The following is a 26169-nucleotide window of genomic DNA, read 5'->3' as shown; positions in this document are numbered from 1 at the left end:
ATTGCTAGACCGGACTTTCGTTGCAGAACTTCTGGGGGGCCTTGGACGGCATGGTCAACAGCTTCAACGGAATCGGGCCCTTGCGGCCGCCGCTGCGGGAGTGGTCGATGTGCGACTTGGGCTTGTCACGCTCGGCGGCCAGCGCCGGTTCGCCGTAGCCCTGCACGCATTCGGGGTCCGGGCCGTCCATCGGCAGACCGGTGAAGAACTTGGCCGCCATGCAGCCGCCCCGGCAGGCGTCGTAGTGTCCGCAGCTGCCGCACGCACCGGCCGACTGCGGTTCGCGGAGTTCGCGGAACAGCGGCGCATTCTGCCAGACGTTGGCAAAACCGTTGTCGGTCAGGATGTTCCCGGCGAGGAAGCGCTCGTGGATGGCGAACGGGCAGGCGTAGACATCACCGACGGGGTCGATCAGGCAGACCACCCGGCCGGCTCCGCACAGGTTCAGCCCGGCCAGCGCTCCCGGCGCGCCCAGTCCCGACAGGTGGAAGAACGAATCCCCGGTGAGGACGCCCTCGCCGTGGGCGACCAGCCAATCGTAGAGCTGAACCTGCTGGGCGGCGGTGGGATGCAGCTCATCCCACACGTCGGCGCCACGGCCGGACGGACGCAGCCGGGTGATCCGCAAGGTGGCTCCGTACCGGTCGGCCAGGGCCTTGAAATCATCGAGTTGGTCGACGTTCTCGCGGGTGACGACGACGGAGATCTTGGCGTCGGCGAAACCCGCCTCGGCGAGGTTCTCCAGCGCACGGATCGCCATCGCGAACGAACCCGGACCGCGCACTGCGTCGTTGACCTCCGCGGTGGCGCCGTCCAGCGAAATCTGAACGTCCACATAGTCACTGGCGGCCAACTTGGCGGCCACCTCAGGGGTGATGCGGACTCCGTTGGTGGAGAACTTGACGCCGACCTGATGCTCGGTGGCGTAGTCGACGAGCTCCCAGAAGTCCGATCGCACGGTGGGTTCGCCGCCCCCGATGTTGACGTAGAACACCTGCATGCGCTGCAGTTCGTCGATGATGGCCTTGCAGTCCTCGGTGCTCAGCTCGCGGGGGTCGCGCTTGCCGGAGCTGGACAGGCAGTGCACACACGACAGGTTGCAGGCGTAGGTGAGTTCCCAGGTCAGACAGATGGGCGCGTCCAAGCCGCGCTCGAACTGGTCGACGAGCCGGGGAACCGGTGCCACTGCGGTCACGAATTCTCCTTCGGAACGAGCATTTTGGATTCGACCAGGACGCGCAGGGCGCTCAGGTAGGGGGCGCGGGCGTCGGCATCGATACCGACGGCGGTGAACGCGGCGTTCGCGTCGTCGCAATCGCCGAGCGCCTGCACCAGTTCCAGAATGGTGCAGCTTTTCAGGAACGACAGTTTGCGGGTGCCGAAGTGGTACAGCAGCGCGCCGAAGGGCTCCGGCCGCACGGCAACCTGCGGGTGCAGGCGCCAGCCGCGTTCCGGGTCGAACGGCACGGGCCGCTGTACCGGCGACGCGGCGGGCGCCTCGACCACGGTCAGTAGACCCCGCACATACCGTCGATGGAAACCTCTTCGACGAGAGCCTCGCTGACCAGTTCGGTCTCGACCTGCTGATTCTGGTCCATGTATTGCACCTTTCGTGATGTGGTCCTCGACACATCGGCCGGGTTGGGCCAGAATATGGCATCGAGTGCAGAAATGAAAGGGGGGTGACGCGGGTGGAGTCGAGTCCCCGGCTGGGTCGCCGCCCGTCGACCACCCACGACGACATCGCAGACGTGGCCATCGAGCTGTTCAGCGAGCGCGGGTTCGATGCCGTCAGCGTCGACGACGTCGCCGCCGCGGCCGGCATCGCCCGGCGCACGCTGTTCCGGTACTACTCGTCGAAGAATGCGATCCCGTGGGGGGATTTCGATGCCCACCTGCAGGACCTGCGCGACCTGCTCGACGCCACCGATCCCGGCGTGGATCTACCGACGGCGCTGCGCTCGGCATTGTTGGCGTTCAACGATTTCGGCGACGCGGAGGACGCCCGTCACCGCCGGCGGATGCGGGTGATCCTGCAGACCGCGGAGCTGCAGGCCTACTCGATGACGATGTACGCCGGCTGGCGCGCGGTGATCGCCGAGTTCGTCGCGTACCGCCGCGGCCAGTCATCTGAAGCCCTGGTCCCGCAGACCGTCGCGTGGACCATGCTCGGGATCGCGCTGGCGGCCTATGAGCACTGGCTGTCCGACGAGTCCATGAGCCTGCGCCGAGCCCTCGGCCAGGCCTTCGACACCGTCGCCGCCGGTATCGACTGACGCGTCAGCCGGGCAGGACCTCGGCGATGGGGGCCCCGGAGGCGATCTTGGTGCGGGCCTTCATCACCTTGCCGGGCATGCCACCGCCGACCACGCCGACAACCGCGCCGTCACGCTCGTAGAAGGCCAGGAACTTGCGGCCGTCGTCCTCGACGATGTGCACGGTGTCGTCGGCCTCGGGTTCACCCAGACACTGGATCTTCACGTCGTACTGGTCGCTCCAGAAGTACGGCACCACAACCGCTTCCGGCACCTCCTGGCCGAGCATCGCGGGCACCAGCACCCGCGCCTGCTCTGCGACGTTGCTCCAGTGCTCGACGCGCACCTGGTGCCCGGAGCCGTCCTGCCAGGAGGCGACGTCGCCGAGCGCCCAGACGTGCGGAGCGCTGGTCCGCCCGACGGCGTCGCACACGACGCCGTTGTCGACCTCAATAGCCGAGTCCGCGAGCCAGTCCGTGCCCGGCCGGCTGCCGATGCCGACGACCACCAGGTCCGCGTCTACCCGGGTGCCGTCGCCGAGCACCACGGCGGTGACCTTGCCGTCGTCGCCGAGCACCTCGCTCACCCCGGTGCCGGTGCGCACGTCGACGCCCTCGCCGCGGTGCAGTCGGGTGACCAGTGCGCCGATCTGCTCCCCCAGCACCGATGCCAGCGGCTGGGGCTGCGGCTCGACCAGCACCACATCGACACCGAGTGCCCGCAGGCTGGCGGCGACCTCGCAGCCGATGAAGCCGGCGCCGACGATCACCGCGCGGCGGGCCGAGCCGGCTTGATCACGCAGCGCCGCGGACTCGTCCAGATTGCGCAGCACATGGATGCCGGCCAGGTCGGGGAACGACGGGATCCGCTTGGGCACCAGCCCGGTGGCGATCACCAGCTCGTCGTAACCGAGCGAGGTCCCGTCGGCCAGCGCCAGAGTCTGCGCCTCGGCATCGAAACCCAGGGCCGCCGAGCCCAGCCGCAGGGTGATGTTGTTGTCGTCGTAGAATTCCTGGGGCCGCAGCGTGGTGTCGACCTCGGGGTTGCGCAGCACTTCCTTGGACAGCGGCGGCCGATCGTAGGGCAGGTGCAGTTCGTCGCTGACGATGGTGATCGGGCCGGTGTATTCGGCGCGTCGCAGCTGCTCGGCGACCCGGGTGGCGGCCAACCCTCCACCGGCAATAACGATTCCGTTTTCGGACATCGTCATTTTCTACACGATGTACCGCCGGTATCGGTTATCCACCTGATCAGAGGTCCCAGAGCGCGACGTAACCGTCCTGGATGGCCCGGGCGGCCAGCGCGGCCTTGGTGCGGGCCGGCCGGCCGACGGCGTCGTATTTGGCCCGGATCCGCTCCAGGTGGGTGTGGACCGTGGTGCCGGCGACGTAGAGCATCCGGCCGGCCTCGGCCTTGCTGTCGGTGCGCAGCCAGGTCAGCAGCACCTCGACTTCCCGTTCGGTCAAGTCGGGCCGGCGTACCTCGCCGACTGCGCCGACGGGTCCCGAGGCGGAGCCGCCGACCACGCGCAGCGGCGTGGTGCAGGCTCCCGGGGTGACCGGCGCGGCCGGTCGAGCGGGCTGAGCGGTGGGTACGGCGGGGGCGATCCGCGGGCGGGCCGGCGCGATGGCCGGGCGGGGGCGGAGGAGTCCGAACTGCTGAGGCATGGTCATGGCAGAAATCGTCTGTGATCGGCCGATCGGGGGATTGCCTCGCGGCAATCCGCAGGTCGGGGCCCTGCAGCCGCCGCGTGTTAGTTTGCCCAGAGGCCGGTAGAACCAGGGGGTGGCATGAAGGCAGGCCTGCTGGACCGGCTGCGCGCCCAGTTCCGGACCCAGTCCCTGCGCGGTGAGGACGTTGCGCTGTGGTGGCAGTTGCCCGACGACAACCACCGGGTTGCCTCGCCGTGGAAACAGCTCGTCGTCGACCTGGTGCAGCCGCCGACGTTCAGCCAGTGGCACACCAAGGTGGCCGCCGCACGCATCACCCACTACGACGGGCTGCGCGGCCCGGTCACCCGCACCGGCTACCTGGCGGTGGTCGCCTCGGCGATGGCGGCCGTCGGTGCACCGTGGTGGATCTGGGTACTGCTGGTTCCCGCGGTGATGCAGGTGGCACTGGAGTTCCTGGCCTACCCGTATCCGTCACGGGGACCGGAGCGCCGCCGTACCAGTCGGATCCTGCCCGCCAGATACGAACGCCTGCAGGGCAATCTGAACATCCCCGCGCTGATCGGCTTGCTGGCCGACCCGCTCAACCTGATCGCGGTGAGCCTGGCACCGTCCGGCGGCGACGTCGGCTGGGTGAAGATCGCGGCGCTGGCCGCGGCGATCGGCTATCTCAATTCCAGCCTGGCGGGTCTGCTGCTCGACGTCGCGAACTACACCGAGGCCAGCGCGATGCCGATGATCTTCCACACCATGCGGCCCTGGGTGCCGCTGCTGTCGTGGGCCTCGGTGGTCGCGATGGTCACCGTCGGGGTGGAGCTGGGCCGCTGGGAACCGGCCATGGTGCCGGTCGCCTACCTGGCCACTGTGCTCGCCCTCGCGCTGGGCGTCACGGTGCGCAACCACGACCGGATGGTGTTCGCCACCGTCGTCCCGGCCCGGGACGCCATCGAGGACGGTCGGGAGGATCTGGGCCGGGTGCTGCACGACGAGTTCGGGCCGATCAAGGCCGCCGCGGAGGGCACCGCCCAGATCAAGGAGGTGCCGCGGCAGTGGGCGACGCAGTTGGCCGCGCTGCCCGCGATGCTGACCTACTTCCACACCCGCACCGGCATCCGCGATTCGCGGCAGATGTCCCTGGACTATCTCGCCGAGGAGATCCTGGAACCGTACGGGCTGTGGGAGTTCGTCAGCTACGACGTGTCGTGGGGCGAACTGAGTCTGGGCGATCACCAGACCGCGATCACCATGGCGACCGCGCTGCTGCACAACGTCGGCCAGGCACTGAGCAAACCCGAGTTCGCCGGCCACCGCCGCGACATCGTGCTGGAGGGTTACAGCAGCGGTTCCGGTCTGGAACTGCGGTACCACCTTGCGGTTCGCGATCACCTGCCGCCGATCGACAACTGGTGCCCGCCGCGCAAGTCGCTCACCGAGTTGCGCGAGCTGCTGCGGACCGAGCACCACGGAGACCTGGTGCAGGAGACACTCGTCGACGGCTCGAAGCGCATCGTCGCGACCTGGTCGGACCGGGCGCTGCCCGCGCCCCTGGAGCTGTTCAAGTGGGAGCAACAGTGACCGGATGGTTTCTGATCGTCGAGGACAATCATCGCAAGGCGATGAACTACCGCGAGTTCGAACGCCACTACCAGGCGCAGCGGCCCGGTTTCGAATTCCGCTTCCTGATCGCCTACACCCCGCTGGACGCCTACCGGCTGTTGACCGACGACCGTCGCCCGCCCGGTCTGGCGGGTGTCGTCGCCGACTGCAGCCTCGGCTGTTTCCGCGACGACCAGGCCAACTTCCGCGCGCAGGTGCTGGCGGATAGCGGTGCGGGATACGAGATCTGGACCGGCCTCGGTGTGCTGGACTGGGTGCACCGGCACGAACCCGACGTCGCGCTGTGGACGCTCACCGACGTCAAGGCCGCGCACGCCCCGCTGTTCATGGGCGCCGGTCATCTGCTGCTGGGTGCCAATCCGCTGAGCCTGGGACGCTTCACCCAGCGCGGACCGTTGGCCGAACAGCTGCTCACCGAATTGGCCGAACCCCACCGCTACGCCGAGCTCAACCCACACTGGGCGAAGGTGGAAGAGGCCTCCGAGAGCCTGCGAATGCTGTTGAGCCGCTCCTACAACGACATTGACTCGTTCGACTGGATCAGCGCCCTGGTGACCATGCCGAAATGGCCGATCACCAGCCGGGGGTTCGAACGCGCCTACACCGAGGAGGTCGCCCGGATCTCCGGCCGCGACGTCCGGGAGGTGAAGTTCTACACGCAGACCTTCGCCCGGAACATGACCTGGTGGCAGTGGAGCCTGGAGGACATCTACCGGCCGTTCCGGGTGAACCGCCGCGAGCAGCTGTGGCCGGTGTTCGACGAGGAACAGAAGGCCCTGCGCGCCTGGCAGAACTTCAACCCGTTCACCGATTTCCTCGGGCACAACAACGAATGCGAGGAGTTCTTCACCGCGCCTGACGTCCGGCTGGCCGTTCGAGAGTGGTTGCGGCAGAATCCGCCGCCGGCCGAGTGACACCCGATAGATTCAGATCCGTGCGAGGCCGGTCGACTCCGAGGCGAATGCGCCAGTTGCGCGCCGATGGATGGTTGCGCGGGCGGATCATCCTGCCCGGGCTTCTCGTGTCGGCGTTCGTCGTCGTGTTCGTGTGGGGCTTCGTGCTCACCGGCCGCTATGCCGTCGACAGTACCCACGCCGAGCACGCCACCCAGGTCTCGTCGTCGTTCCCGCAGCGGCTGTGGGCGACCCTGTCGCTGTTCACCGGCGGCTATCTGTCCCTGACCCCAGACTACGACCCGCAGCCGCCGACCGATCTGAGCATCGTCGGGATCCTGGCACTGCTGCTGACCCTGTTCGCCGCCGGTTCCCTGGTGCTGTTGTCCCGCCGGGTCCGGGATTTCGTCCACCTGGTCCGGCCCAAGGCACACCTGGGGATCATCGGCGACGGTCACACCGCGGCCGCCCTGATCAAGTCGTCCGTCACCAACAACATCCCGACGATCCTGATCACCGAGAGCCGCGATTCCGTGGCGGCGATGGCCACCACCCCGGCCATACCGATCATCGCCGCCGGCGAGCTCCAGGCGGTACTGACCACCCCCACCGCCCGGCGGGTGATCAGCCACGCCAAGCGGGTGGTCATCGCCACCGATTCCGACGGCGTCAACATGCAGCTGCACGACGAGATTCAGGTGATCCGGGCCGGCCAGTCCGAGAAGTACCGCGGGCGCACCGATCTGGTCATCATCCACGACCCCGTCTACGCGGAGTTGGTGCGCCCGGACACCATCACCACGACGCTGCCCGGCAACGAGGTCACCTGTCCGGCGGAGAACATCGCCGAGCACATCTGCCACCTGATCGTCGCTGCGATCACCGGCAGTCCGCGGATCCAGCGCGCGGTCGTCGACGTCGTGGACCTCCCGGCGTCGACGACCACCGACCAGGACCAGCCCGGGCTCGCCGAGACCATTCGCATCTGGGTGCGGCGGCTGAGCTGGTCGCTGAGCTTCGTCTGCGACGACGACGAGATCCCAGTGCCACAGATCGTGCTGCGCGAACCCGGCGAGGACAACCTGGGACCGCCGAAAGAACCCGGCGGTTTGACGATCCAGATCTTCACCGGCCCGTCGTCGACGTCGGTGGCCGCCGCGGCACTCCCCCGGCGCCACGCCCTGCGGATCGCGGTCGCCAACCGGCAGCTGATCGCCGGGGCGGCCAAGCTGCGCTACCTCGACGACCCGCAGACCGTCACCACCGGCCGGGAGTGGCTGGCCGATGGGAAAGGGCTCGGCGACCATCCGGAGGAGACGTTGCAGGATCTGCTCCTGGTGGTGGACCCGGCCGAGACCGGTCTGGACGCAGCGCTGGTGACCGACGACACCGGAACGCAGTGGGCCCGGACGTTCAGTCTCACCCACACCCTGATGTTCTCCAACGGGACCTGGTCGGTGGTCGGCTGGCAGCCCGGCGCCCCGATGGGTGAGTCGACGCAGCAGCAGGTCGAGGAGGCTCGCCGGGCGTCTCTTGACCCCGGCCGGATCCAGGCGGCAAAGGCGAAGACGGTGAGTCAGGGCCGGGCGTGGGACGAAACTGCCTGGCGCGAAAGTCTTCTCCGCGAGGCGAAGAAGAAGATCGGCGACCGGTACTCCAGCAAACTTGCCGTCGACCACATGCTCACGCTGCTGGCCGAGTGCGGGTTCGAGCTGCAACGCCACGACGGCGTCGGCGCGCCGCCCGGGCCTGCGATGCCCGAGGACTGTCAGAAGTACATTGCCTGGCAGGAACACCAGGACTGGCTCGATCGCACCTGGACCGACAGTAGTCGCTATCCCTGGACGCAAAAGCCGCCGTGGCGTGCGCCCGAGGAGGTTCGGCTCGCCACCTTCAGCGGTGTGGCCGCCAACGAGTTCTGCTACGCGGGTCTGGTGGCGCTGGAGAACGACGACGGCTGGAACACCGCGCAGCACACCGCCCAGCGGTTGGGCCGAACGTTGAACCCGAATCTGCGCAAGGCCGCCCGGTACAACCGGCGCATCGCCACCGAAACCTATCCCGCGATCGCCGCCTCATTCGGCTACGCGATCGTCCCGGCCGGTACCGCCGCCCGGACGGCACCGGAGTTCCGGCCCGAACGCTGCGGCCGTCCACTGTGCCCGTGCCGCACCGACACGACGCCGCGCACGCTTGATCCCGCAGAGGTCGGCGACCTGCTGGCGGACGCCTCGAGCTACCGGTCGAGGATCGTCGTCCGTGCGGAACCCATTTCCGCAGAAGCCAATTGGGATACCGCGCGGGCCGATTCGATGCGCGCCAACACCGGCGACTGGTGGGTCACCGACGGCGACGCCGGCTGGTCGGTGGCCGCCGATGTCTTCGCCCAGACCTACGAACACGTCGACGGCGACCGGTACCGCAAGACCGCGCCGGTGCACGCCGTGCAGCTGGCCGAGACGGTGCTGGTGCAGACGCTGGAGGGCACGGCGACCGGGCAGCCCGGTGACTGGCTGGTACGAAACCCGGGCGGCGAATGCTGGCCGGTGACCGGCGCCGATTTCGCCCGCCGCTACGAACGGGTGTGACTCACTCCCACAGCACGACATTGGGCAGGGTCGGGTCGATGCCCCGCAGGCAGGTGTACCCGACGCCGGCCAGACCGCGGAAAAGCCCGACGTTGAACCGGGTGTCACCGCCGTTCCACCGGTAACCGCCGCTCGCCCGCGCCGAGGCCAGCACCGCCGACAGGCGCTCCTCGGCCAGATCAGATCGTCCTGCGGCGCGCAGGAACTCGATGTTGCCCAGCGATCCGCAGCACAGCGTGTCGACCCGCGCCGGCCAGTCCGCCAGGACATGGCCCAGCGCATGCTCGACGGTCCCCGCGGCGGCGCCCCGACGGTGACGCTGCATGCCCAGGTGCGCCAGGCCGATTCCCGCAGCGCCGTGGCACCACTGGGATGACGCCTGCCCGCCCGCGCAGCAGCCGTCACCGCCGACGGCCGCGTATTCGGCTGCCGCCCGGGTGAACTCGTCCCGGGCACTCGCCGCGGCGAGTGCGGTCATTGCGTAGGCGACTCCGGTGGCCCCGTGGCTCATCCCGTCCGCGGTCCAGGAGTCCGCCGGCGAGTTCTGCAGCAGGTGCTCACCGCAGGCCACGGCCGTCGCCAGCACCGAGGCGTCACCGCAATCACGGTACAGGCGCAGCAACCCCAGGATCGCCCCGGCGCTGCCGGCGATCACGTCGTGCCGGTTGTCGGCGGCGATGAGCCGATCCGAGATCAGGCCGGCCGCCCGGTGCGCGTCGGCGCGCAGGCCGTCGTCGTCGAGCAGCGCGGCAGTGACCGCCAGGCTGTAGACGATCGATCCCATGCCCGTCGCTCCCCCGACGCCGAGCAGCCGCGCGGACCGGAAGGCGTTGACGCCGTGTAGGTCTGCGCGCAGCATCGCCAGGGCAGCGCGGGCCAGGTCGGCGGCGGCGGCATCGGACCGCCGTCGCGCGTGTGCGGCCAGGAATACCGCGATACCGCCGTTGCCGTTGTAGAGGTCGTTGCCGAGCACGCTCAGTTGTGAGCTGTCGGAATCCGGGAACCAGGTCAGTCCGGTCCATGCCGCGCCGGTTTCGGCCCGGACGGCGTAGTCCGTAATCTGCTGCGCGATCCGGTCGGCGGCCGCCGCGGGTTGGCCTTCCGCGGATCCGTGCGCCGCCGCGGAGAGGGTCGTCTGCGGCGGGGTCAGGAAACTCGAGGTCTGGCCGATCAGTTCGATCTGCCGGGCGATCGCGGTGTCGTCGAGACCGGCCAGCCGGGTGCGCACCCGCACGAGTCCCGGATCCGACGGTGTGGAGAAGATGGGCACGGACAACTCCAGCAGGGCATCGCGCTGGGCCGCGACCAGTGGCCAGCGCGGGTCGTCCTCGGTGTTCCAGTCCGCCAGTCGGGCAACGAAATCCGCCTGGACCGACCAGGTGATGCCGTCGGACATGGTGCGATCGTCACGCAGCCGGGTCAGCAGCAGATGGTAGTACTGCGTGGGCCGCAGGACCTTGCGGACCGCCAGTCCGGCGAACCGGTCCAGCGATCGACTCCAGTCCCGGTTGCTCAGAAATTTCGCGTAGTCGGTGAATCCGGAGAGGAATTCGGTCAGGTGGGCGTCGAGCCGGCCGTATTCCCCGGCGATGTGCGGCAGATTGGTGGGGTCGACGCAGATGACCGTGGCCTCCGGTGACATGTCGTCGGAGTTGACCTGGCGCCAACGGATTTCGGCCTGCTGCGCCCAGCCCGCGGCCATTCCGCCAATGCTGCGCATCTCCCGGTCACCGACGCGGGCGTACCCGGGCAGCAGTCCGACCGACAGAACCGAGTCGGCGATCATCGACCGGGCCCGGTCGTGGGCGGCGTATGCCGCACTGCGCGCCGGGTTCGGATCTTCCTCCTGCAGTAGGCATTCCAGGTCCACCGGCACCGGGTGGTCCCCGGCGGCGATGACGTTCTCGTGGTGCACGTCGGCGGCGCCCAGAGCGTACAGCAGGGCCAGCCAGGCTCCGGCGCGTTGGAAGTACCGGGAAACGCCGTCGTCGTCCGTGCATCCGGTGTGTTCGACGAACTCGGTCCAGCCGTAGCCGTCCCGGGATATCGTCCGCGCGACCCGCAGGTCGGCCGGCGGCGCCTGCCCGCCCAGCCAGTCCAGCAGATCCGAGCAGGCCGCCGCGAGACGCTGGTCCCGCGGCTTGTAGACACACCGGCGCCCGCCGTCGAAAGTGACTGTCAGCACCGTGCGTCCGCCGTCGTGCCGATCGGACAGCCCGCCGCCGACGGCGACCACCGCGGCATCGGGTGCAGCGCCGCCCAACCCGCGCAGTGCGTCGATATCGGCACTCAGGCGCGCGGCGAACTCGGCGGTCGCGTCCAGCCACTGCCGGACCAGGGTGGCGATCAATCGCAGCAGCACCGGTTTTTCGGCGAAGATGCCGTCGGTGTCGACGGTGGCGATGAAGGATCGGTAGCCGCCCGGGTGCCCGGTGAACCGGTCGTAGAGGGTCGCCGCGCACAGGCCGGTGAGATCGACCATCAGCCGCTCGCACAGGTCCCGGCGCGCCGATTCGGCCAGCACCGCGGCGCCGGGCAGCGCGGGGCCCAGCCGCCGCAGCGCCTCGTCGACCACCGGAACGAACAGATCGGAAAACGGGAAGGGGCCGCCGGCACCGGCGGTCGGCCGGGTCATCAGCGCGGCGCGGATCCAGTCCGCGTCCGCGGCCCAGGTGAAGGCATCCGTCGTGCACGGCTGCGCGGCGGAGAACCGGCGGCGGACGGTTTCGAGGTCCCAGCCGTCGCGGCCGAGTCGGCGTTCGAAAAGCGGCCACCGGCCGTCCGAGCTGGACCGGCACCAGGCCGCCAGGGCGTCGTCGGCCCGGGTGGAGTCGCTGTGGCTCCCCGATGTCCGGAACCCGGGCCCCAGCAGCTCCCCGAAGGTGGCGGCGCGCGTCGCGAACTCAGCGCGCCGCATAGGCCATGGCTAGTTGCAGCACCTGCTGTAGGAGGAGGTCTGTGCCGTGTACATCAGCGCCAGGTCCTCGGCGGCGACCTCCAGCTCGGCGTCGGAGATGACGGTCCGCAGCGGGTTCTCGGCGACCAGTACGTCGGTAGTCCTCACAAGGGGTCCTTTCTTTTTGGCGCGCCCAGGGCTGCGTCCAATCTTTTCATCGAGACAAGCCAAAGGCCACCGGTGGCAGGAAACGCAACCAATTCGCGACCTGCCGACGTCGGCCACCGGTCAGTGATGGCCGCCGGGACGGGCCGCGCCGCCGCCGGCCGTGGCGTCCCGCTGCTCCTTGGCATCGGCCTTGGGCTGCTGTCCCGGCGCCTGGGCCGGGACGCAGTAGGCAGGCGGTGCGACCATTGAGGAGGTGCACGGATCGGCCTGTGCCGGTGCCTGCGCGGTGGCGATCATCGCGCCGACCAGCGTCGCGACACAAGCAGCACCCCGCGCCACCACACCTGTCGCACTTTGGCTCATACCGGTATCCCCCCCGATCCGCGTCCTTCGCCGAATTATCACAGGACGGTCACTACGTTGCAACTATTCCACCACAGGAACCGCAATACCAAACCGGATTACTTGGGAATCGGCAGGCCCTCGCATTGCGTCTGATAACGCAGCGAGTTCCCGACCACCGCATTCCACTGCTCGACCGACATATTGGCGTTGATCTTGCTGCAGAGGTTTTCCACCAGGTCGGGGGGCACCCGCCACAGGTGGATGGTGCCGTCGGCACCCGCCGAGGCAATCAGCGTGTCGTCGGGATTCACCGCGACGCTGTGAATCCAGGTCTGCCGCGCGTCGATCGGGCTGCCCAGCGGCCGGAACGCCGCCACGTCCCACAATCGGACCTTGCCGTCACTGCCGCCGGTAATCAACCAAGGCCGGTGGTGCATGAAGGCCAGGCTCGACACGGTGTTCTGGTCGGCCCCCAGCGGGGGGCCCGCCGGTGTGCGATCACTGTTCCACAGCCGGGTGATGCCGTCGTTGGCGCCGGAGGCGACCCGGCTGCCGTCCGGGCTGAACGCCAGCGCATAGATGTTCCAGCCTGGCGGACCCGTGATCGGGTCACCGTCGGAGACCAGCCCCTGGTCGGAATCGCGATCGACCCGCCAGAACTGAATCTGGTTCACCGGGTTGCCGGACAGGTTGTATCCGGAGCCGGTGACGATGTGCTCGCTGTCGGCGCTGAACACGACGCTCCAGATCTGGTAGCGGACCGCCTGGTAGCCCTTCTCGGCCAGGGTGTGACCGTCCCACAGCCGGACTCCGCCCTTCCAGTCCCCGGTCACGATCAGGGAGCCGTCGCCGCTGTAGGCGACGGCCTTGATCCGATTGTCCGCACCGAGGTGCACCTCGGCCTTGGCCTGGTCGCGTTTGAGGCCGAAGCGCAGCTTTTCGGCCGGGACGTTCACGTCCCACAACCGCAGCACGCCGTCCTGGCCGCCGGCGACGATCCGGGTGCCGTCCGGGCTGTAGGCCAGCACGTTGACGGTGTGCGAATCGTCCTGGGGCGGAACGGGTTCGCCGAGCTGCCCAATCGGCGCAGCCGAGGTCGGGTTCCACAGCTTCACCGTCCCGTCGGTACCCCCGGACGCCATCTGCTCGGCGTCCGCCGGGTTGAACGCGAGCGCGCGTACCTCATTGCCCTGCTGGGCCGGGATCGGGAGGCCGGCGATCGCATCCCAGATGCGCACCGACCCGTCCATGCCGCCGGAGACGATCTGCGTGGTGTCACCGTTGAACGCCACCGAGGAGACCGTGCCGTGGTGGCCGATCAGCGGTGCGCCGATCGGGGTCAACGGCCGCTTTTCGACGCCGCCGCCCACGTCCCACACCCGGACCGTGTTGTCGGTGCCGCCGGAAACCACCCGCGAGCCACCCGGGCTGAACGCCACGCTGGTGACCACTCCCGGGTGCGCCAGGACCGGCCCGCGGATCAGGTCGAGGGTGTTGCCGTCGAGCACCTGCACCTCGCCGTCGATCAGACCGACCGCGACCCGCGGCAGTTCCCCGATCACCGGGTCATAGCCCACACCGAAGGCCAGGCTCATGATCGACGAGTTGGGGGCCGCCAGCTTCCCCGGGCCGATCTTCGCCCCAGTTCGCGCATCCCACAGCTGCACAACGCCGTCGTCGTTCCCGGTGGCCAGGATGGCGTGGTTCTCCTCAGCCTTCGCGTCCACCAGCTTAGCCGCCGGGCGGAACGCGACGGCGCGGACGGTGCCGCGCACGTCGGCGACGGCACGTTCCCGGACCAGCGGCCGGTTGTACAGGGCGCTGGCGTCCCACACGGTGAGGAATCCGTCCTCGCCGCCGGTGGCGACCAGTGCGCCGTCCGGGCTGTAGACGACGCTCAGCACCTTGCCGCCGTGGTGCATCGGGACACCGACGCGCTCGCCGGTGGCGGCGTCCCAGATGTTCATGGTGGCCGTTTCGTCTCCGGTGGCGACGAACCTGCCGTCCGGGCTGAACGCCACGCTGAGCACCAGCCCGTCGTTGACGACCTTGATCTCGCGGTCCAGGGCACCGGTGTCGGCATCCCAGATCCGCAGCGTGCCGTCGTCATTGGCGGCGGCGATCTTCATTCCGGCGCCGTCGTCGCCGGCCGGGGAGAGCGCGACGGCGCGAACCGGGGTGACGCCCTGTTCGTTCCCACCGTCCGGGTTCTCCATGATGCGGTCCAGATCGCGGCGGCGGTTGGCGACGGAGTCGGCGCTGCGAGCGCCCATCTTGCTGGCGACGACGAGTTGCTGCAGTGCGAGCACGTCACCGCCCGGACGCCCGCCCTCCATCATCTGATCGGCCTCGGCGACCAGCCGCATGCCGGTTTCGGCCTGCTGCGCCGCCTGGGTCTGGCGGTGGTTGTAGAAGCCCCAGCCGCTGGTGCCGAGCATCACCACGATCAGCAGGACGGTCAGCGCGGCGATCACCCGGTTGCGGAAGCGCCGCTGGGATTCAGCTCGCTGGGAGGCCTCGATGTAGGGGCGGGCCGATTCCAGCCGGGCGCGCAGCGGGGAACCGTCAGCGATGAAGCCGACCGCTTTGGTCACGTCGTCGCCCTGCAGCAGCTTGCCGCGGTCGCCGTCGCGCTTCCAGGCGTCCGACCAGATGTTCAGCAGGCCCGCCTGGGCGATGTCCTGACCCTGGCGGATGATCAGCTCGTTGAGCAGTCCCCAGCGCTCGAAGAGTCCCTCGAAGGCGACCTCGATGGTCTCGTCGCCACCGGCCTTGGACAGCAGCCCCTGGGCGACCAGCTGGTTCAGCAGGGTTTTGACGTCCTCGTCGAACTCGTCCCAGCGGGCGACGCGGCGGGCGGCCTTGTTGGTGCCGGGCTCGACGTCCACGAGCGACGGGAACGCGCGCTCCACCAACTTGCGCTCGGTGTCGCCGACCACCACCTCGTCGACCAGCGACTGGACCACCGAGTTCATCGAATCCGGTTTGTAGTCCGCGAGTTTCAGCGTGCCGTCGGCGCCGCGGTGGTTCTCGTACAGCATCGCCATGGTCAGCGACAGCAGGGGCAGGCTGCCGCCGCCGCGCTGACAGTCGTTGACCAGCTGGTCGACCAGTGCGTCCTCGATGATGATCGGTTTACCGTCGGCGCCGCCGACCTTCGCCGGTCCCTCGATTACCGCACGGAACTCGGCGTCGCCCAGCGGCCGCAGATCCCCGAAGAGTTCATACTTGACCAGTTTGAGCTGATCGGCGGTCTGCAGCGCCTCGAACCGGTCGGCCCGGATGGTCATGATGACCAGCAGCGGAATCCGTTGCGTTGCATCGCGTTCGGCGTGGGTGCGGATCAGGTCCAGGAACGCCGACGCCTCACCCTTGCCGTCGGGGTCCTCACCGGTGGAAAACAGCTCCTCGGCCTGATCCACCGGCAGCACCAGGGTCGGCGGGGATTTGTCCTCGTCGCCGCCCTGGTCGTCGGTGGTGGCCTCGTGGAGCCGGCCCAGCATCTCCAGGACCTCGTCGGGATCGGACTGACACACCCGCATCACCTCGGCGCGCGTGGTGCCGGTCAGCGAGCCGGCGGCGTTGTACACCGACGCTGCCAGGCCGGAGCTGCCGGTGATCGCCTGACGGCCCGGACGGACGACGTCGAGCACGATGAAATTCTTTGTGTCGCGGCGCATCCGGGGCAGCAGACCGGCGCGCAGGAACGACGACTTACCCGCACCCGAGGGTCCGGAGATGACGAACAGCGTCTTGTCGGTGAGCCGCACGCTGCGCAGCGACGACATGCCGCGGGCCAGGTCACCGTCGCGGCCGAAAAACACCGCGGCGTCCTCTTCGCCGAGCGGCTCCAGGCCGCGGTAGGGCGTGCGGCCGGCGGGGAACTCGAACTTGATGTTCTCACTCGAAATGTCCGACAGCAGCCGGTGCAGCCCGGTCAGCGAGAAGTCGGTGGCGTCGACCCGGACGGTGTCGTCGGCGGAATCCGGGTAGATCGGGATGCCGTTGAGGTCGGCGGTGGAGCCGACCTCGGCCATCGGCACGACGTGCACCGGGATCACCCGCTTGCCCTTGCTCAGGGCGAGCATGTACTCGGCCTGGCACATCGTGGAGGTTTCCCAGTCCGGGGAGACGCAGCCGATCAGCACCTCGCAGCGGTCGATCGCGCGGGTGATGGAGTTTCGCCACTGCTCGCCGGGACGAATGCCGGACTGCTGGTCGACGTCCATGAAGATGTCGTCGGCCAAGTCCGGATCCTGCGCCTGCAGCCAGTTCTTCAGCGCATGCGCGGCCTGCTTGTTCTCCCGCGAATAGCTGAGGAAGATGCGCGCCACCGGCCCCCCTCTCCCGTTAGACCCGCCGTCGGCACTTCGCAGTGTATGTGGCGTGCGTCACCGGGGCGGACAGGGCCGCCCGCGTTTGCGTCAGTACCGCATGACCCCGCGGTCGATGTTGATCTGCGAACCGGACAGGTTGCCCGAGCCGTCACCGGCCAGCCAGACCACCACGTCGGCGACATCGTCAGCCGTCATGAAGTCCGAACGCTGTGAATCCCCCTTGGGCACGGGTTGATACGGCATCGGTGCGAAGGCGTGCAGGTAGTTCGGGTGCTTCTGCAGGATGCCGAGCATCGAGTCGTTCTCGATCATCGGGGTGGCGACCGAGTACGGGTGGATGGAGTTGACCCGGATGCCGTATTCGCCGGCTTCCAGTGCCAGCGAGTTGGTCAGCGCGGTCAGCCCGAACTTCGATGCGGCGTAGTGCCCGTTGCCCGGGGACGCCTTGATGCCGGCCGAGCTGCTGACGATGATGATCGACCCGCCGTTGCCGGCGGCGATCATGGCCGGCACGGCGGCGCGGATGGTGTGCCAGGTGCCGGTCAGGTTGGTGTCGATGACGGTCTTCCACTGGTCGGAGGTGAGTTCCCATAGCCGTCCCCAGCTGAGCACCCCGGCGTTGGCGACGACGATGTCGAGCCGGCCGAACTGCTCGACGCCGTCGTTGACCACCTGGCTGACGGCGGCGTCGTCGCGGACATCGACCTGGCGGTGAAGCACCTTGCTGCCGAGGGATTCCGCCTCGGCGACGGTCTGCGCGAGGTCTTCCGGCGTCGCGGCCGCATAGGGCACCGACGGGTCGACCGGTCCACAGATGTCGATGAGGATGAGGTCGGCGCCCTCGGCGGCCAGCCGGACGGCGTGCGCCCGGCCCTGCCCGCGAGCCGCCCCGGTCACGAAGGCCACCCGGCCCGCCAGCTGTCCTGCCATCCTGAGGATCCTTTCGACCTGTTCCCTCGACCGAGGGCTTGTCCGTCCAGGCTAACAGTCGAACTAGAACGTGTTCTAGATTCTGCGCTATCCGTCGTTCGGCTGACCTGCGCAGCAGTACCCGGATCACTTCGCGGCGCTGCCCTATGCTGCGGGCATGACTCGGGGGATTCTTTCGCTGCTGGCCGTCGCCTGTCTACTGCTGGCCGGATGTTCCCGGGGCACTGACGCGCCCTCAGCTGCATCGTCGACGACCCCGGCACCCGTGGCGAAATCAGTACCCACCGTGCTGATCCTGGACGCCTCCGGATCGATGACCGAAGCCGATGCCCCCGGCCCCCGCATCGACGCCGCCAAAACCGCCGCCCACGGACTGCTCAAAGCCCTCCCCGACGACTCCACCATCGGACTGCTGGCCTACGGCACCGCCACCGGATCCGCCGACACCGACAAACCCGCCGGCTGCAACGACGTGCGCACCCTGATCCCCCTCGGACCACTAGACCGCACCGCCATGGGGTCGGCCATCGACGCCATCACCCCGTCGGGGTACACCCCCATTTCCCTGGCCCTGCAGACCGGCGCCGACGCCCTGCCCGACGGCGACACCGCCATCGTGCTGGTCTCCGACGGCGAAGACACCTGCGACACCCCACCGTGCGACACCGCCACCAACCTCAAGAAAACCCACCCCGGCCTGACCATCTCCACCGTCGGGTTCAAAGTCGACGGCGCCGCCGCCGACCAACTGCGCTGCATCGCCGAGGTCACCGGCGGCGTCTTCGTCCAAGCCGCAAACGCCGGCCAACTCGCCGCCCGCCTACTGGCCACCCAAAACATCGAACAAGCCAACCAATCCCTCTCGGCCACCGGCATATTCGGCATCAACCTCGGCACCAACATCACCGACATCCGCACCACCCACCCCGACTTCCCCACCGTCGCCCCCACCGGAACCGTCACCGTGGTGTGGCGCGATTGCGACTTCGAATTCACCGACGCGGTCTTGACCTCCATCGCCCCCCACAACGGCGGACGCACCATCGACGGCATCACCACCGGAACCAACATCACCGACGCCGTCACGCTCTACGGACAACCCCTGGAAACCACTCCAAACGGGGATCACACCACCGTCTACTTCGACACCGGTGCCACCAACACCAGCGACGCCGCCTACAAAATGGACATCGACGGCTACGCCAAAACCAGCGACAACAGCCACACCGGCACCATCAAAACCATCGTCCTGTGCCGCTGCAAACCACAGCCGGCAGGTCCACCGGTTGCCACTTTCCAGGGATACGGGAAGATTAAGATAGGTATGACCGAAGCAGAGGCAGCCACCGCGGCCGGGAAGTCGCTTTCGAAGCAGCACTACTACAACTGCACCGTACTGGCTGCCGCGCCGGGAGCCGACTGGCGCGAGTTGTCTGTGTGGATCGACGACTCGACCGGCCTCGTCACCGGTCTCGACACCCCGTTGGGCGCAATGACCGATCGCGGCGTCGGCGACGGCTCCACGGTCTCCGCCATCCAAGCCGCTTACGCTGGCGATTCCACGATTACGCGCGAACCCTCCCTCGGCGGCCACGAGACCCTACGGGTCCAGCCGAACGACCCCGGCGCCGGACAGTTTCTGGCATTCCAGGTCGATGGCGACACCGCCGGGCAACCGCATGTCGGCCGTACGCCCGGTTCGGAAGGATGCCGTCTCGCGACGGCGACCCCTAGCGCAACGCCGGGGCCGCAGCAATGCGGTCTATACAAGACCGACCAGGGGGACTATGCACTAGTCGTGCAGTCGGGATCCGCATCGTGCGACACAGCACGGACCCTGTTCGATCGAATGTTCCGCGGCGAAGGAAAATCCCTTTCGCGACAGTCAGTTCAGATTGATGACTACAAGTGCACCGGAAATTCCGCTGGCGCGTTTGACGAGACCGGGGTCCTAAGCTACTGCGAGCAAGTCGGCATCCGGATCCAACTCCGCAAGCCCTGAGTCGGTCCGCTTAATTCCATTCGTGCCTTGAATACAACGATGGAACGCGTCCCTATACTTCGCTCATGACTCGGGGGATTCTTTCGCTGATCGCCGCCCTCTGCCTGCTCCTCACCGGCTGCTCGCGGGGTGGGCAGGCTCCCTTCGGTATAGACCCGAGATCCGCGTTCGGCGCATCTGCCGGTGCCTGCAACAGCAAGACGCTGCTGCCTGTACTCCTGGAGAGTCCCGACGTGGACTATGCCCGAACCATGTGGAACATCGGGCTGGACGAACCCACCTGTATCGACGACTGGGCGATGGCGTCGACGACATCGGAAAGCCCTGGTTTCCAGAGAGTGCGGGTGCTGTTCCACCGCGTCAACGGCACCTGGCAATACGTCACCCTCGGCGGCAACTGGGACTGCGTCTCCAGCAGCGGGGTTCCACCCGAGATTGCGGAGGAGTTGCAGGGCTGCAGTGAATACAGAAGTTTCGGCTAGCAGCAAAGGAATACACATGTCACCGAAGATCCCGTCGCTGCTCGCTGTCGTGTGTGTGCTCCTGACGGGATGCACCTCCAGCGGAAAGCTGTGGTCGCCGTTCGGGCACGGGAAGCCCACCAGGCCCGCCGGTGTCACCGACACCACCGTCCGCAACATGACCTTCCCGGCCGGGGTGTGTGCGCACGGCTCCTACGGTTGGCCCAGCACGGTTCCGATCAACGTGCGCGACGGCAAGGGTGAAGCCACCCTGCCGTCGGGCGAATTCGGCGGCGCGTCGATCACCGAGCCGAAGTTGGAGGGTTGGATCGACGCCGACGGGGACCGTACCGAGGACGCGGTGGTCACCTTCACCTGCTTCGGATCGACCTTTGAGTACTGCTGCGCTGGACGCTCGTCGATGATGAAATTCATTGGTGTATTCGACTTCTCGGATACCTCGGCCCCGAGGCAGGTCGGCGAGACCATCGTCCCGGGCTCGTCACCGCTGCGCGGGGAAACCTACGGCGAATCACGCTTCATCAAGGAACTGCGGATCGACGGCCCCACGATCGTCACCGACGAGCAGCTGATCTACCCCGACTCCCTCGGCGCCGACAAACTCGGCTTCTCCCCCGACGCCACCGTCGAGGTCACCCACCGGTTCAAGGGCGGCCAGTGGACCTCCACGGAGCGGGTCCTCGATTAGGCGGGCGCGGCTTCGAGTTTCGCGACCTGGTCGTTGAACAGCTTTACGCACGCGGCGAGGTCGGCGTCGGTGAGGCCGGTCGGCTGACGTTGCGCCTGCAGGTAGATGACGAGCCCCCGGTAGTCGCCCGCGATTGACAAGCCGGGCTTGTCGCCTTGACCGTCGTCGAGGTTGATGTCAGATGCCACCGCCCACGCAGGAAGTCCGTCGAGCGATCTCGGCGTCAGCTCGAATTGCCCAATCGACCTGCACTTCTCCGACAATGCATGCCAATTCGGTAGCGGTTCTGACGGCAACGTCAGGTCGATTCGGAAGCTGGGCTTGTTGCCGTCCTTCTTCAAACTCGCCAACGCCATCGAATCCTCGCCACGCACATATTGATTCAGCATTGGACCGCACTCGGCGGATTCGTCCGACTCCGGATGCTCGTACATGTACGGCGCTCGCCAGTCCCCGCCGGGAACGTCAGGGAACGAGTCCCGCCCCACGACAAGCGTTTCCGACATGTGGGTGATATCCGGCTTCGACGAGACCGCCGCTGTCGACTCCGCGCCGGCCGGTTGCGATTCGTGCGACGATCCGCAGCCCGCCAGTCCGATAACACACAACGCCGCCCCGACCTTCACCCCCAGCTGGATCGCGCGCCGCCCCCGGGTCATCTGCACGTTCGACATCGGCCCATCCAATCACAGTTCCTTCACAGTAATTAGTCAGCTGATCGACCGACATCCTGTCCTGCGGGTCCGGACTTTCCTATACTCCGGGCATGACTCGGGGGGTTCTTTCGCTGCTGGCCGTCGCCTGTCTACTGCTGGCCGGATGTTCCCGGGGCAGTGACACGCCGTCAGGCAGCCCGGCTGCTCAGCCGAAATCAGTACCAGAAGAAATCATCCTCAAGCCCGTTGATCACGACGGCAACCTGATGCCGGGCTTTGTCGAGGACGACTCGATGCTCAACATGCCAACGGACTGCACCTACGGTAGCGAGTCACGCTACGACGTCACCGGCGGTGTCGTGGAATGTGGCTCGAGCGCGGACATGGGCGACGCCTGCTGGCCCACCCAGGGCGGTAGCTACCTACTGTGCCTGCAGGATCCGTTCCAAACGACACTGAAAAAGCGACCCACCACGAACTACGGGTCGATGAGACCACGAACGGAACCGGCCCGTCCGATCGGGATCGAACTCGAGGACGGCACCACTTGCCGGGCCCGGCTCGGCGGCAGCTGGAGCGCCCAAGAGCAGCACCCCGACTACTACGGAGCCTTCTATTGCCAAGGCGGAACCGTCCAGGCCGACTTTGTTGCGGTCTGGGGCGGCTCCGGATCCGACCACGGAATCACCAAGAACCCGGGCGGATGGAGCGTGGAGGTGGGTGGTTCGAAGGGGCCGCTGACCACACTGCGGGTTACCAAGGCCTATTTCGTCGGCGTTGCGTGAGCCGCCACCTCAGCGCAACGTGTCCGCCCAGCGAACACCAGCGAAGCGGCCGAAATCGGCGTCCGTAGAACAAAGTTCGGTACCCACCCGGGAAGCTCGTCGAGATCGACGCCAAGGCCGTACGCACAACGGCAGGCTCACCGAAATCGACGCCTGGGCGGTTCCCGGGCCGGCGGTGCAGCCCGGGCGTCGATTTCGACAGGAACGGCCCGCCCGCAACGACCCAGCTGTCAATCTCAACGAATACCGCCCACTTGGAACAGCCCGGGCGTCAATCTGGCCGCGGACTGCCGGGAGCCCAACCCCAGGGACGCCCGCACACAACGAAAGTGGCGCCCACCCGTAGGGGTGAGCGCCACTTTCGTGTGCCTAGATCAGATCACTTGATGATCTTGGTAACCCGGCCGGCGCCGACGGTGCGGCCACCCTCACGGATGGCGAACCGCAGGCCCTCGTCCATGGCGACCGGCTGGATCAGCTTGACGGAGATGTCGGTGTTGTCACCGGGCATCACCATCTCGGTGCCCTCGGGCAGGGTAACCACGCCGGTCACGTCCGTGGTACGGAAGTAGAACTGCGGGCGGTAGTTGTTGAAGAACGGCGTGTGGCGGCCGCCCTCGTCCTTGGACAGGATGTAGACGCTGCCCTCGAACTCGGTGTGCGGGGTGGTGGTGCCGGGCTTGACCACAACCTGGCCACGCTCGACGTCCTCGCGCTTGATGCCACGAACCAGCAAACCGACGTTGTCGCCCGCCTGGCCCTGGTCGAGCAGCTTGCGGAACATCTCGACACCGGTGACGGTGGTCTTGGTGGTGGTCGGGCGGATGCCGACGATCTCGACTTCCTCGTTCACGTTGATCACGCCACGCTCGACGCGACCGGTGACCACGGTGCCACGGCCGGTGATGGTGAAGACGTCCTCGACGGGCATCAGGAACGGCTTGTCGGTCTCGCGGACCGGGTCCGGGATCGACTCGTCGACGGCCTCCATCAGGTCCTCAACGGACTTGACCCAGGTCGCGTCACCCTCGAGGGCCTTCAGCGCGGAGACCCGGATGACCGGGGCGTCCTCGTCGAAGTCCTGGGCGGCCAGCAGTTCGCGGACCTCCATCTCGACGAGCTCCAGGAGCTCCTCGTCCTCGACCATGTCCGACTTGTTCAGCGCGACCAGGATGTAGGGCACGCCGACCTGACGGGCGAGCAGCACGTGCTCGCGGGTCTGCGGCATCGGGCCGTCGGTGGCGGCAACCACCAGGATCGCGCCGTCCATCTGGGCGGCACCGGTGATCATGTTCTTGATGTAGTCGGCGTGGCCGGGGGCATCAACGTGCGCGTAGTGGCGCTTCTCGGTCTGGTACTCAACATGCGAGATGTTGATGGTGATACCGCGCTGACGCTCCTCGGGCGCATTGTCGATCTGGTCGAATGCGCGCGACTCGTTCAAATCGGGGTACTTATCGTGCAGAACCTTGGTGATAGCCGCGGTCAGCGTGGTCTTGCCGTGGTCAACGTGACCGATGGTCCCGATGTTGACGTGCGGCTTCGTCCGCTCGAACTTCGCCTTCGCCACTTCTTGTCCTCCTGGACTAGTTGGTGCTTCTGGTTAAAGCAGGGTTGATTTCTTTGTCAGCCGGGTTAGCAGAGTAGTCCACGAACCCGGATGGTCTTACTCGCCGGTCGCCTTGGCGATGATTTCCTTCGACACGTTCGCCGGAACTTCGGCATACGAGTCGAACACCATGGAGTAGTTCGCCCGGCCCTGGGTCTTCGACCGCAGGTCGCCGACGTAGCCGAACATCTCCGACAGCGGCACCTGCGCCTTGACGACGCGCGCACCGCTGCGCTCCTCCATGGCTTGGATCTGGCCACGGCGGGAGTTCAGGTCGCCGATCACGTCGCCCATGTAATCCTCGGGCGTGGTGACCTCGACGGCCATGATGGGCTCCAGGATGACCGGCTGCGCGGACTGCGCGGCCTTCTTCAGCACCTGGGAGCCGGCGATCTTGAAGGCCATTTCCGAGGAGTCGACGTCGTGGTACGCGCCGTCGAGCAGGGTGACCTTCACGTTCACCAGCGGGTAGCCGGCCAGCACGCCGTACTGCATGGCGTCCTGGGCGCCGGCGTCCACCGACGGGATGTACTCACGCGGGATACGGCCACCGGTGACCTTGTTCTCGAACTCGTAGGTGGCACCATCCTCGCCGGAGAACGGCTCCAGGTCGATGAGCACCTTCGCGAACTGGCCGGATCCACCGGTCTGCTTCTTGTGGGTGAACTCGACCTTCTCGACCTTGCGGCGGATGGTCTCGCGGTAGGCCACCTGCGGCTTGCCGACGTTGGCCTCGACCTTGAACTCGCGACGCATGCGGTCCACCAGGATGTCCAGGTGCAACTCGCCCATGCCGCCGATGACGGTCTGGCCGGTCTCGGAGTCCTGGTGCACCTTGAAGGTGGGGTCTTCCTCGGCCAGCTTCTGGATGGCGATCGACAGCTTTTCCTGGTCGCTCTTGGTCTTCGGCTCGATGGCCACCTCGATAACCGGATCCGGGAAGGTCATCGACTCCAGCACGATCTGGTTGCTCGGGTCACACAGGGTGTCGCCGGTGGTGGTGTCCTTGAGGCCGATCACCGCGTAGATGTGGCCCGCGGACGCCGACTCGACCGGGTTCTCCTTGTTGGCGTGCATCTGGAACAGCTTGCCCAGACGCTCCTTTTTGCCCTTGGTCGCGTTGATGACCTGGGCGCCGGAGTCGACCTTGCCCGAGTAAACCCGGACGTAGGTCAGCTTGCCGAAGAACGGGTGGGTGGCGACCTTGAACGCCAGCGCCGAGAACGGCTCGTCCAGGCTCGGCTTGCGGGAGATGATCTCGTCTTCCTTGCCGGGGACGTGTCCCTCGGCCGGCGGGACGTCCAGCGGCGACGGCAGGTAGTCGACAACGGCGTCGAGCATGGGCTGCACGCCCTTGTTCTTGAACGCCGAGCCGCACAGCACCGGGTAGGCCTCACCGCTGACGGTCAGCTTGCGCAGGCCGCCCTTGATCTCCTCGATCGTCAGCTCTTCACCGCCGAGGTACTTCTCCATCAGGTCGTCGTCGGTCTCGGCGACGGCCTCGATCATCTTGGTGCGGTATTCCTCGGCCCGCTCGGCCAGGTCGGCCGGAATCTCGACGACGTCGTACTTCTCGCCCAGCTTGGTCTCGCCGCGCCACACCTTGGCGACCATCTCGACCAGGTCGACGACGCCCTCGAAGTCGTTCTCGGCGCCGATCGGCAGCTGGATCGGGATCACGTTGGCCCCGAGGCGCTCCTCCATGGTGCGCACCGAGAAGTAGAAGTCGGCACCGAGCTTGTCCATCTTGTTGACGAAGCAGATGCGCGGCACGTCGTACTTGGAGGCCTGGCGCCACACCTGCTCGGACTGCGGCTCCACGCCTTCCTTGCCGTCGAACACGGCCACCGCGCCGTCGAGCACGCGCAGCGAACGCTCCACCTCGACGGTGAAGTCGACGTGCCCGGGGGTGTCGATGATGTTGATCTGGGTGCCGTCCCAGAAGCAGGTCACCGCCGCGGAGGTGATGGTGATCCCGCGCTCCTGCTCCTGCTCCATCCAGTCGGTGGTGGAGGCGCCGTCGTGGGTTTCACCGATCTTGTAGTTGACCCCGGTGTAGTACAGGATCCGCTCGGTGGTGGTGGTCTTACCGGCATCGATGTGCGCCATGATGCCGATGTTGCGGACCTTGCTCAGGTCGGTGAGCACCTCTTGTGCCACGGTGAAATTCCCACTCTTTCGATCAGTTCGGTTGTGTACCTGCGGCGCAGGTCATGCGGTTTGCGCCGGCGGCCGGTAGCGGCCGCCG

Annotated in this window: 21 protein-coding genes; 8 read left to right on the top strand and 13 right to left on the bottom strand. The window is 67.4% G+C overall.

Translation table 11 applies throughout. The annotated features are described in order from the left end of the window. Positions 1-4 precede the first annotated feature (4 nt). The 3 genes from mftC to mftA are packed head-to-tail and all read right to left on the bottom strand — an operon-like array spanning position 5 to position 1598. Entirely contained in the window at positions 5-1195 is a 1191-nt protein-coding gene (mftC, locus tag G6N16_RS06550) for a mycofactocin radical SAM maturase (RefSeq protein WP_083031343.1), read from the bottom strand. Next, positions 1192-1506, bottom strand: a complete 315-nt coding sequence (gene mftB / locus G6N16_RS06545) for a mycofactocin biosynthesis chaperone MftB (RefSeq protein WP_234805867.1) — start codon at positions 1504-1506, stop codon at positions 1192-1194. The genes mftC and mftB overlap by 4 nt, the downstream gene beginning before the upstream one ends. 2 nt (positions 1507-1508) lie before the next feature. Then, complete coding sequence (mftA, locus tag G6N16_RS06540) at positions 1509-1598, bottom strand: mycofactocin precursor MftA (protein ID WP_083031346.1); 90 nt, start codon at positions 1596-1598, stop codon at positions 1509-1511. 93 nt (positions 1599-1691) lie between these two features. Between mftA and mftR the strand changes: the two genes are divergently transcribed. Beyond that, positions 1692-2276, top strand: coding sequence for a mycofactocin system transcriptional regulator MftR (gene mftR, locus G6N16_RS06535; protein ID WP_083031347.1), 585 nt, complete (start codon positions 1692-1694; stop codon positions 2274-2276). A 4-nt stretch (positions 2277-2280) separates the two neighbouring features. Here mftR and G6N16_RS06530 read toward each other — a convergent pair whose 3' ends face one another. Together G6N16_RS06530 and G6N16_RS06525 are read right to left on the bottom strand one after the other, a co-directional pair. Beyond that, on the bottom strand, positions 2281-3465 hold the full coding sequence (locus G6N16_RS06530) for an NAD(P)/FAD-dependent oxidoreductase (protein ID WP_083031348.1): 1185 nt from the start codon (positions 3463-3465) through the stop codon (positions 2281-2283). A 40-nt stretch (positions 3466-3505) separates the two neighbouring features. Next, positions 3506-3928: a LuxR C-terminal-related transcriptional regulator gene (locus G6N16_RS06525; RefSeq protein ID WP_235674062.1), complete on the bottom strand. Its 423-nt coding sequence runs from the start codon at positions 3926-3928 to the stop codon at positions 3506-3508. A gap of 117 nt (positions 3929-4045) precedes the next feature. Between G6N16_RS06525 and G6N16_RS06520 the strand changes: the two genes are divergently transcribed. The 3 genes from G6N16_RS06520 to G6N16_RS06510 are packed head-to-tail and all read left to right on the top strand — an operon-like array spanning position 4046 to position 9023. Beyond that, positions 4046-5500, top strand: a complete 1455-nt coding sequence (locus G6N16_RS06520; RefSeq protein WP_083033553.1) for a hypothetical protein — start codon at positions 4046-4048, stop codon at positions 5498-5500. Continuing rightward, the gene (locus G6N16_RS06515) at positions 5497-6456 is read left to right on the top strand and encodes a hypothetical protein (RefSeq protein ID WP_083033551.1); all 960 of its coding nucleotides are present in this window, start codon (positions 5497-5499) and stop codon (positions 6454-6456) included. The genes G6N16_RS06520 and G6N16_RS06515 overlap by 4 nt, the downstream gene beginning before the upstream one ends. Positions 6457-6512: 56 nt before the next feature. Beyond that, on the top strand, positions 6513-9023 hold the full coding sequence (locus G6N16_RS06510; RefSeq protein WP_163787804.1) for a potassium channel family protein: 2511 nt from the start codon (positions 6513-6515) through the stop codon (positions 9021-9023). 1 nt (position 9024) lies between these two features. Here G6N16_RS06510 and lanM read toward each other — a convergent pair whose 3' ends face one another. The 5 genes from lanM to G6N16_RS06485 form a co-directional block, all read right to left on the bottom strand. After that, positions 9025-11940 (bottom strand): type 2 lanthipeptide synthetase LanM, encoded by a 2916-nt coding sequence (gene lanM / locus G6N16_RS06505; RefSeq protein WP_083033547.1) that lies wholly within the window; start codon positions 11938-11940, stop codon positions 9025-9027. 9 nt (positions 11941-11949) lie between these two features. Continuing rightward, the gene (locus G6N16_RS06500) at positions 11950-12087 is read right to left on the bottom strand and encodes a hypothetical protein (protein ID WP_163787803.1); all 138 of its coding nucleotides are present in this window, start codon (positions 12085-12087) and stop codon (positions 11950-11952) included. 120 nt (positions 12088-12207) lie between these two features. Then, a complete protein-coding gene (locus G6N16_RS06495; RefSeq protein ID WP_133053017.1) occupies positions 12208-12450 on the bottom strand; it encodes a hypothetical protein in 243 nt (80 codons plus the stop codon). A gap of 98 nt (positions 12451-12548) precedes the next feature. Beyond that, positions 12549-16766 carry a toll/interleukin-1 receptor and WD40 repeat domain-containing protein gene (locus G6N16_RS06490; RefSeq protein WP_083033545.1) on the bottom strand — a complete coding sequence of 1406 codons (4218 nt, stop codon included), beginning with the start codon at positions 16764-16766 and terminating at the stop codon, positions 12549-12551. A 90-nt stretch (positions 16767-16856) separates the two neighbouring features. Continuing rightward, the gene (locus G6N16_RS06485; RefSeq protein ID WP_272937587.1) at positions 16857-17708 is read right to left on the bottom strand and encodes a mycofactocin-coupled SDR family oxidoreductase; all 852 of its coding nucleotides are present in this window, start codon (positions 17706-17708) and stop codon (positions 16857-16859) included. Between the two features lie 148 nt (positions 17709-17856). Here G6N16_RS06485 and G6N16_RS06480 point away from each other — a divergent pair, with 148 nt between their 5' ends. The 3 genes from G6N16_RS06480 to G6N16_RS06470 all read left to right on the top strand — a co-directional run bounded on the left by G6N16_RS06480 (position 17857) and on the right by G6N16_RS06470 (position 20871). After that, complete coding sequence (locus G6N16_RS06480; RefSeq protein ID WP_163787802.1) at positions 17857-19701, top strand: vWA domain-containing protein; 1845 nt, start codon at positions 17857-17859, stop codon at positions 19699-19701. A gap of 65 nt (positions 19702-19766) precedes the next feature. After that, positions 19767-20183 carry a hypothetical protein gene (locus G6N16_RS06475; RefSeq protein WP_083033775.1) on the top strand — a complete coding sequence of 139 codons (417 nt, stop codon included), beginning with the start codon at positions 19767-19769 and terminating at the stop codon, positions 20181-20183. A 16-nt stretch (positions 20184-20199) separates the two neighbouring features. After that, entirely contained in the window at positions 20200-20871 is a 672-nt protein-coding gene (locus G6N16_RS06470) for a hypothetical protein (protein WP_083033773.1), read from the top strand. Here G6N16_RS06470 and G6N16_RS06465 read toward each other — a convergent pair. Beyond that, positions 20868-21545, bottom strand: a complete 678-nt coding sequence (locus G6N16_RS06465) for a hypothetical protein (RefSeq protein WP_083033771.1) — start codon at positions 21543-21545, stop codon at positions 20868-20870. The genes G6N16_RS06470 and G6N16_RS06465 overlap by 4 nt on opposite strands. 92 nt (positions 21546-21637) lie before the next feature. On the opposite strand from G6N16_RS06465, the gene G6N16_RS06460 reads away from it, so the two are divergent. Then, positions 21638-22312 carry a hypothetical protein gene (locus G6N16_RS06460; RefSeq protein WP_133053028.1) on the top strand — a complete coding sequence of 225 codons (675 nt, stop codon included), beginning with the start codon at positions 21638-21640 and terminating at the stop codon, positions 22310-22312. A gap of 379 nt (positions 22313-22691) precedes the next feature. Here G6N16_RS06460 and tuf read toward each other — a convergent pair whose 3' ends face one another. Both tuf and fusA read right to left on the bottom strand, forming a co-directional pair. Continuing rightward, positions 22692-23882 carry an elongation factor Tu gene (gene tuf / locus G6N16_RS06455; RefSeq protein WP_083033768.1) on the bottom strand — a complete coding sequence of 397 codons (1191 nt, stop codon included), beginning with the start codon at positions 23880-23882 and terminating at the stop codon, positions 22692-22694. 96 nt (positions 23883-23978) lie between these two features. Continuing rightward, complete coding sequence (gene fusA, locus G6N16_RS06450) at positions 23979-26081, bottom strand: elongation factor G (RefSeq protein WP_083033766.1); 2103 nt, start codon at positions 26079-26081, stop codon at positions 23979-23981. Between the last annotated feature and the right edge of the window lie 88 nt (positions 26082-26169).

The sequence above is a fragment of the Mycolicibacterium insubricum genome (assembly GCF_010731615.1).
Lineage (GTDB): Bacteria > Actinomycetota > Actinomycetes > Mycobacteriales > Mycobacteriaceae > Mycobacterium > Mycobacterium insubricum.
Note: the sequence above shows the minus strand (reverse complement) of the source record. Positions and strands in the feature narration are given on the sequence as shown.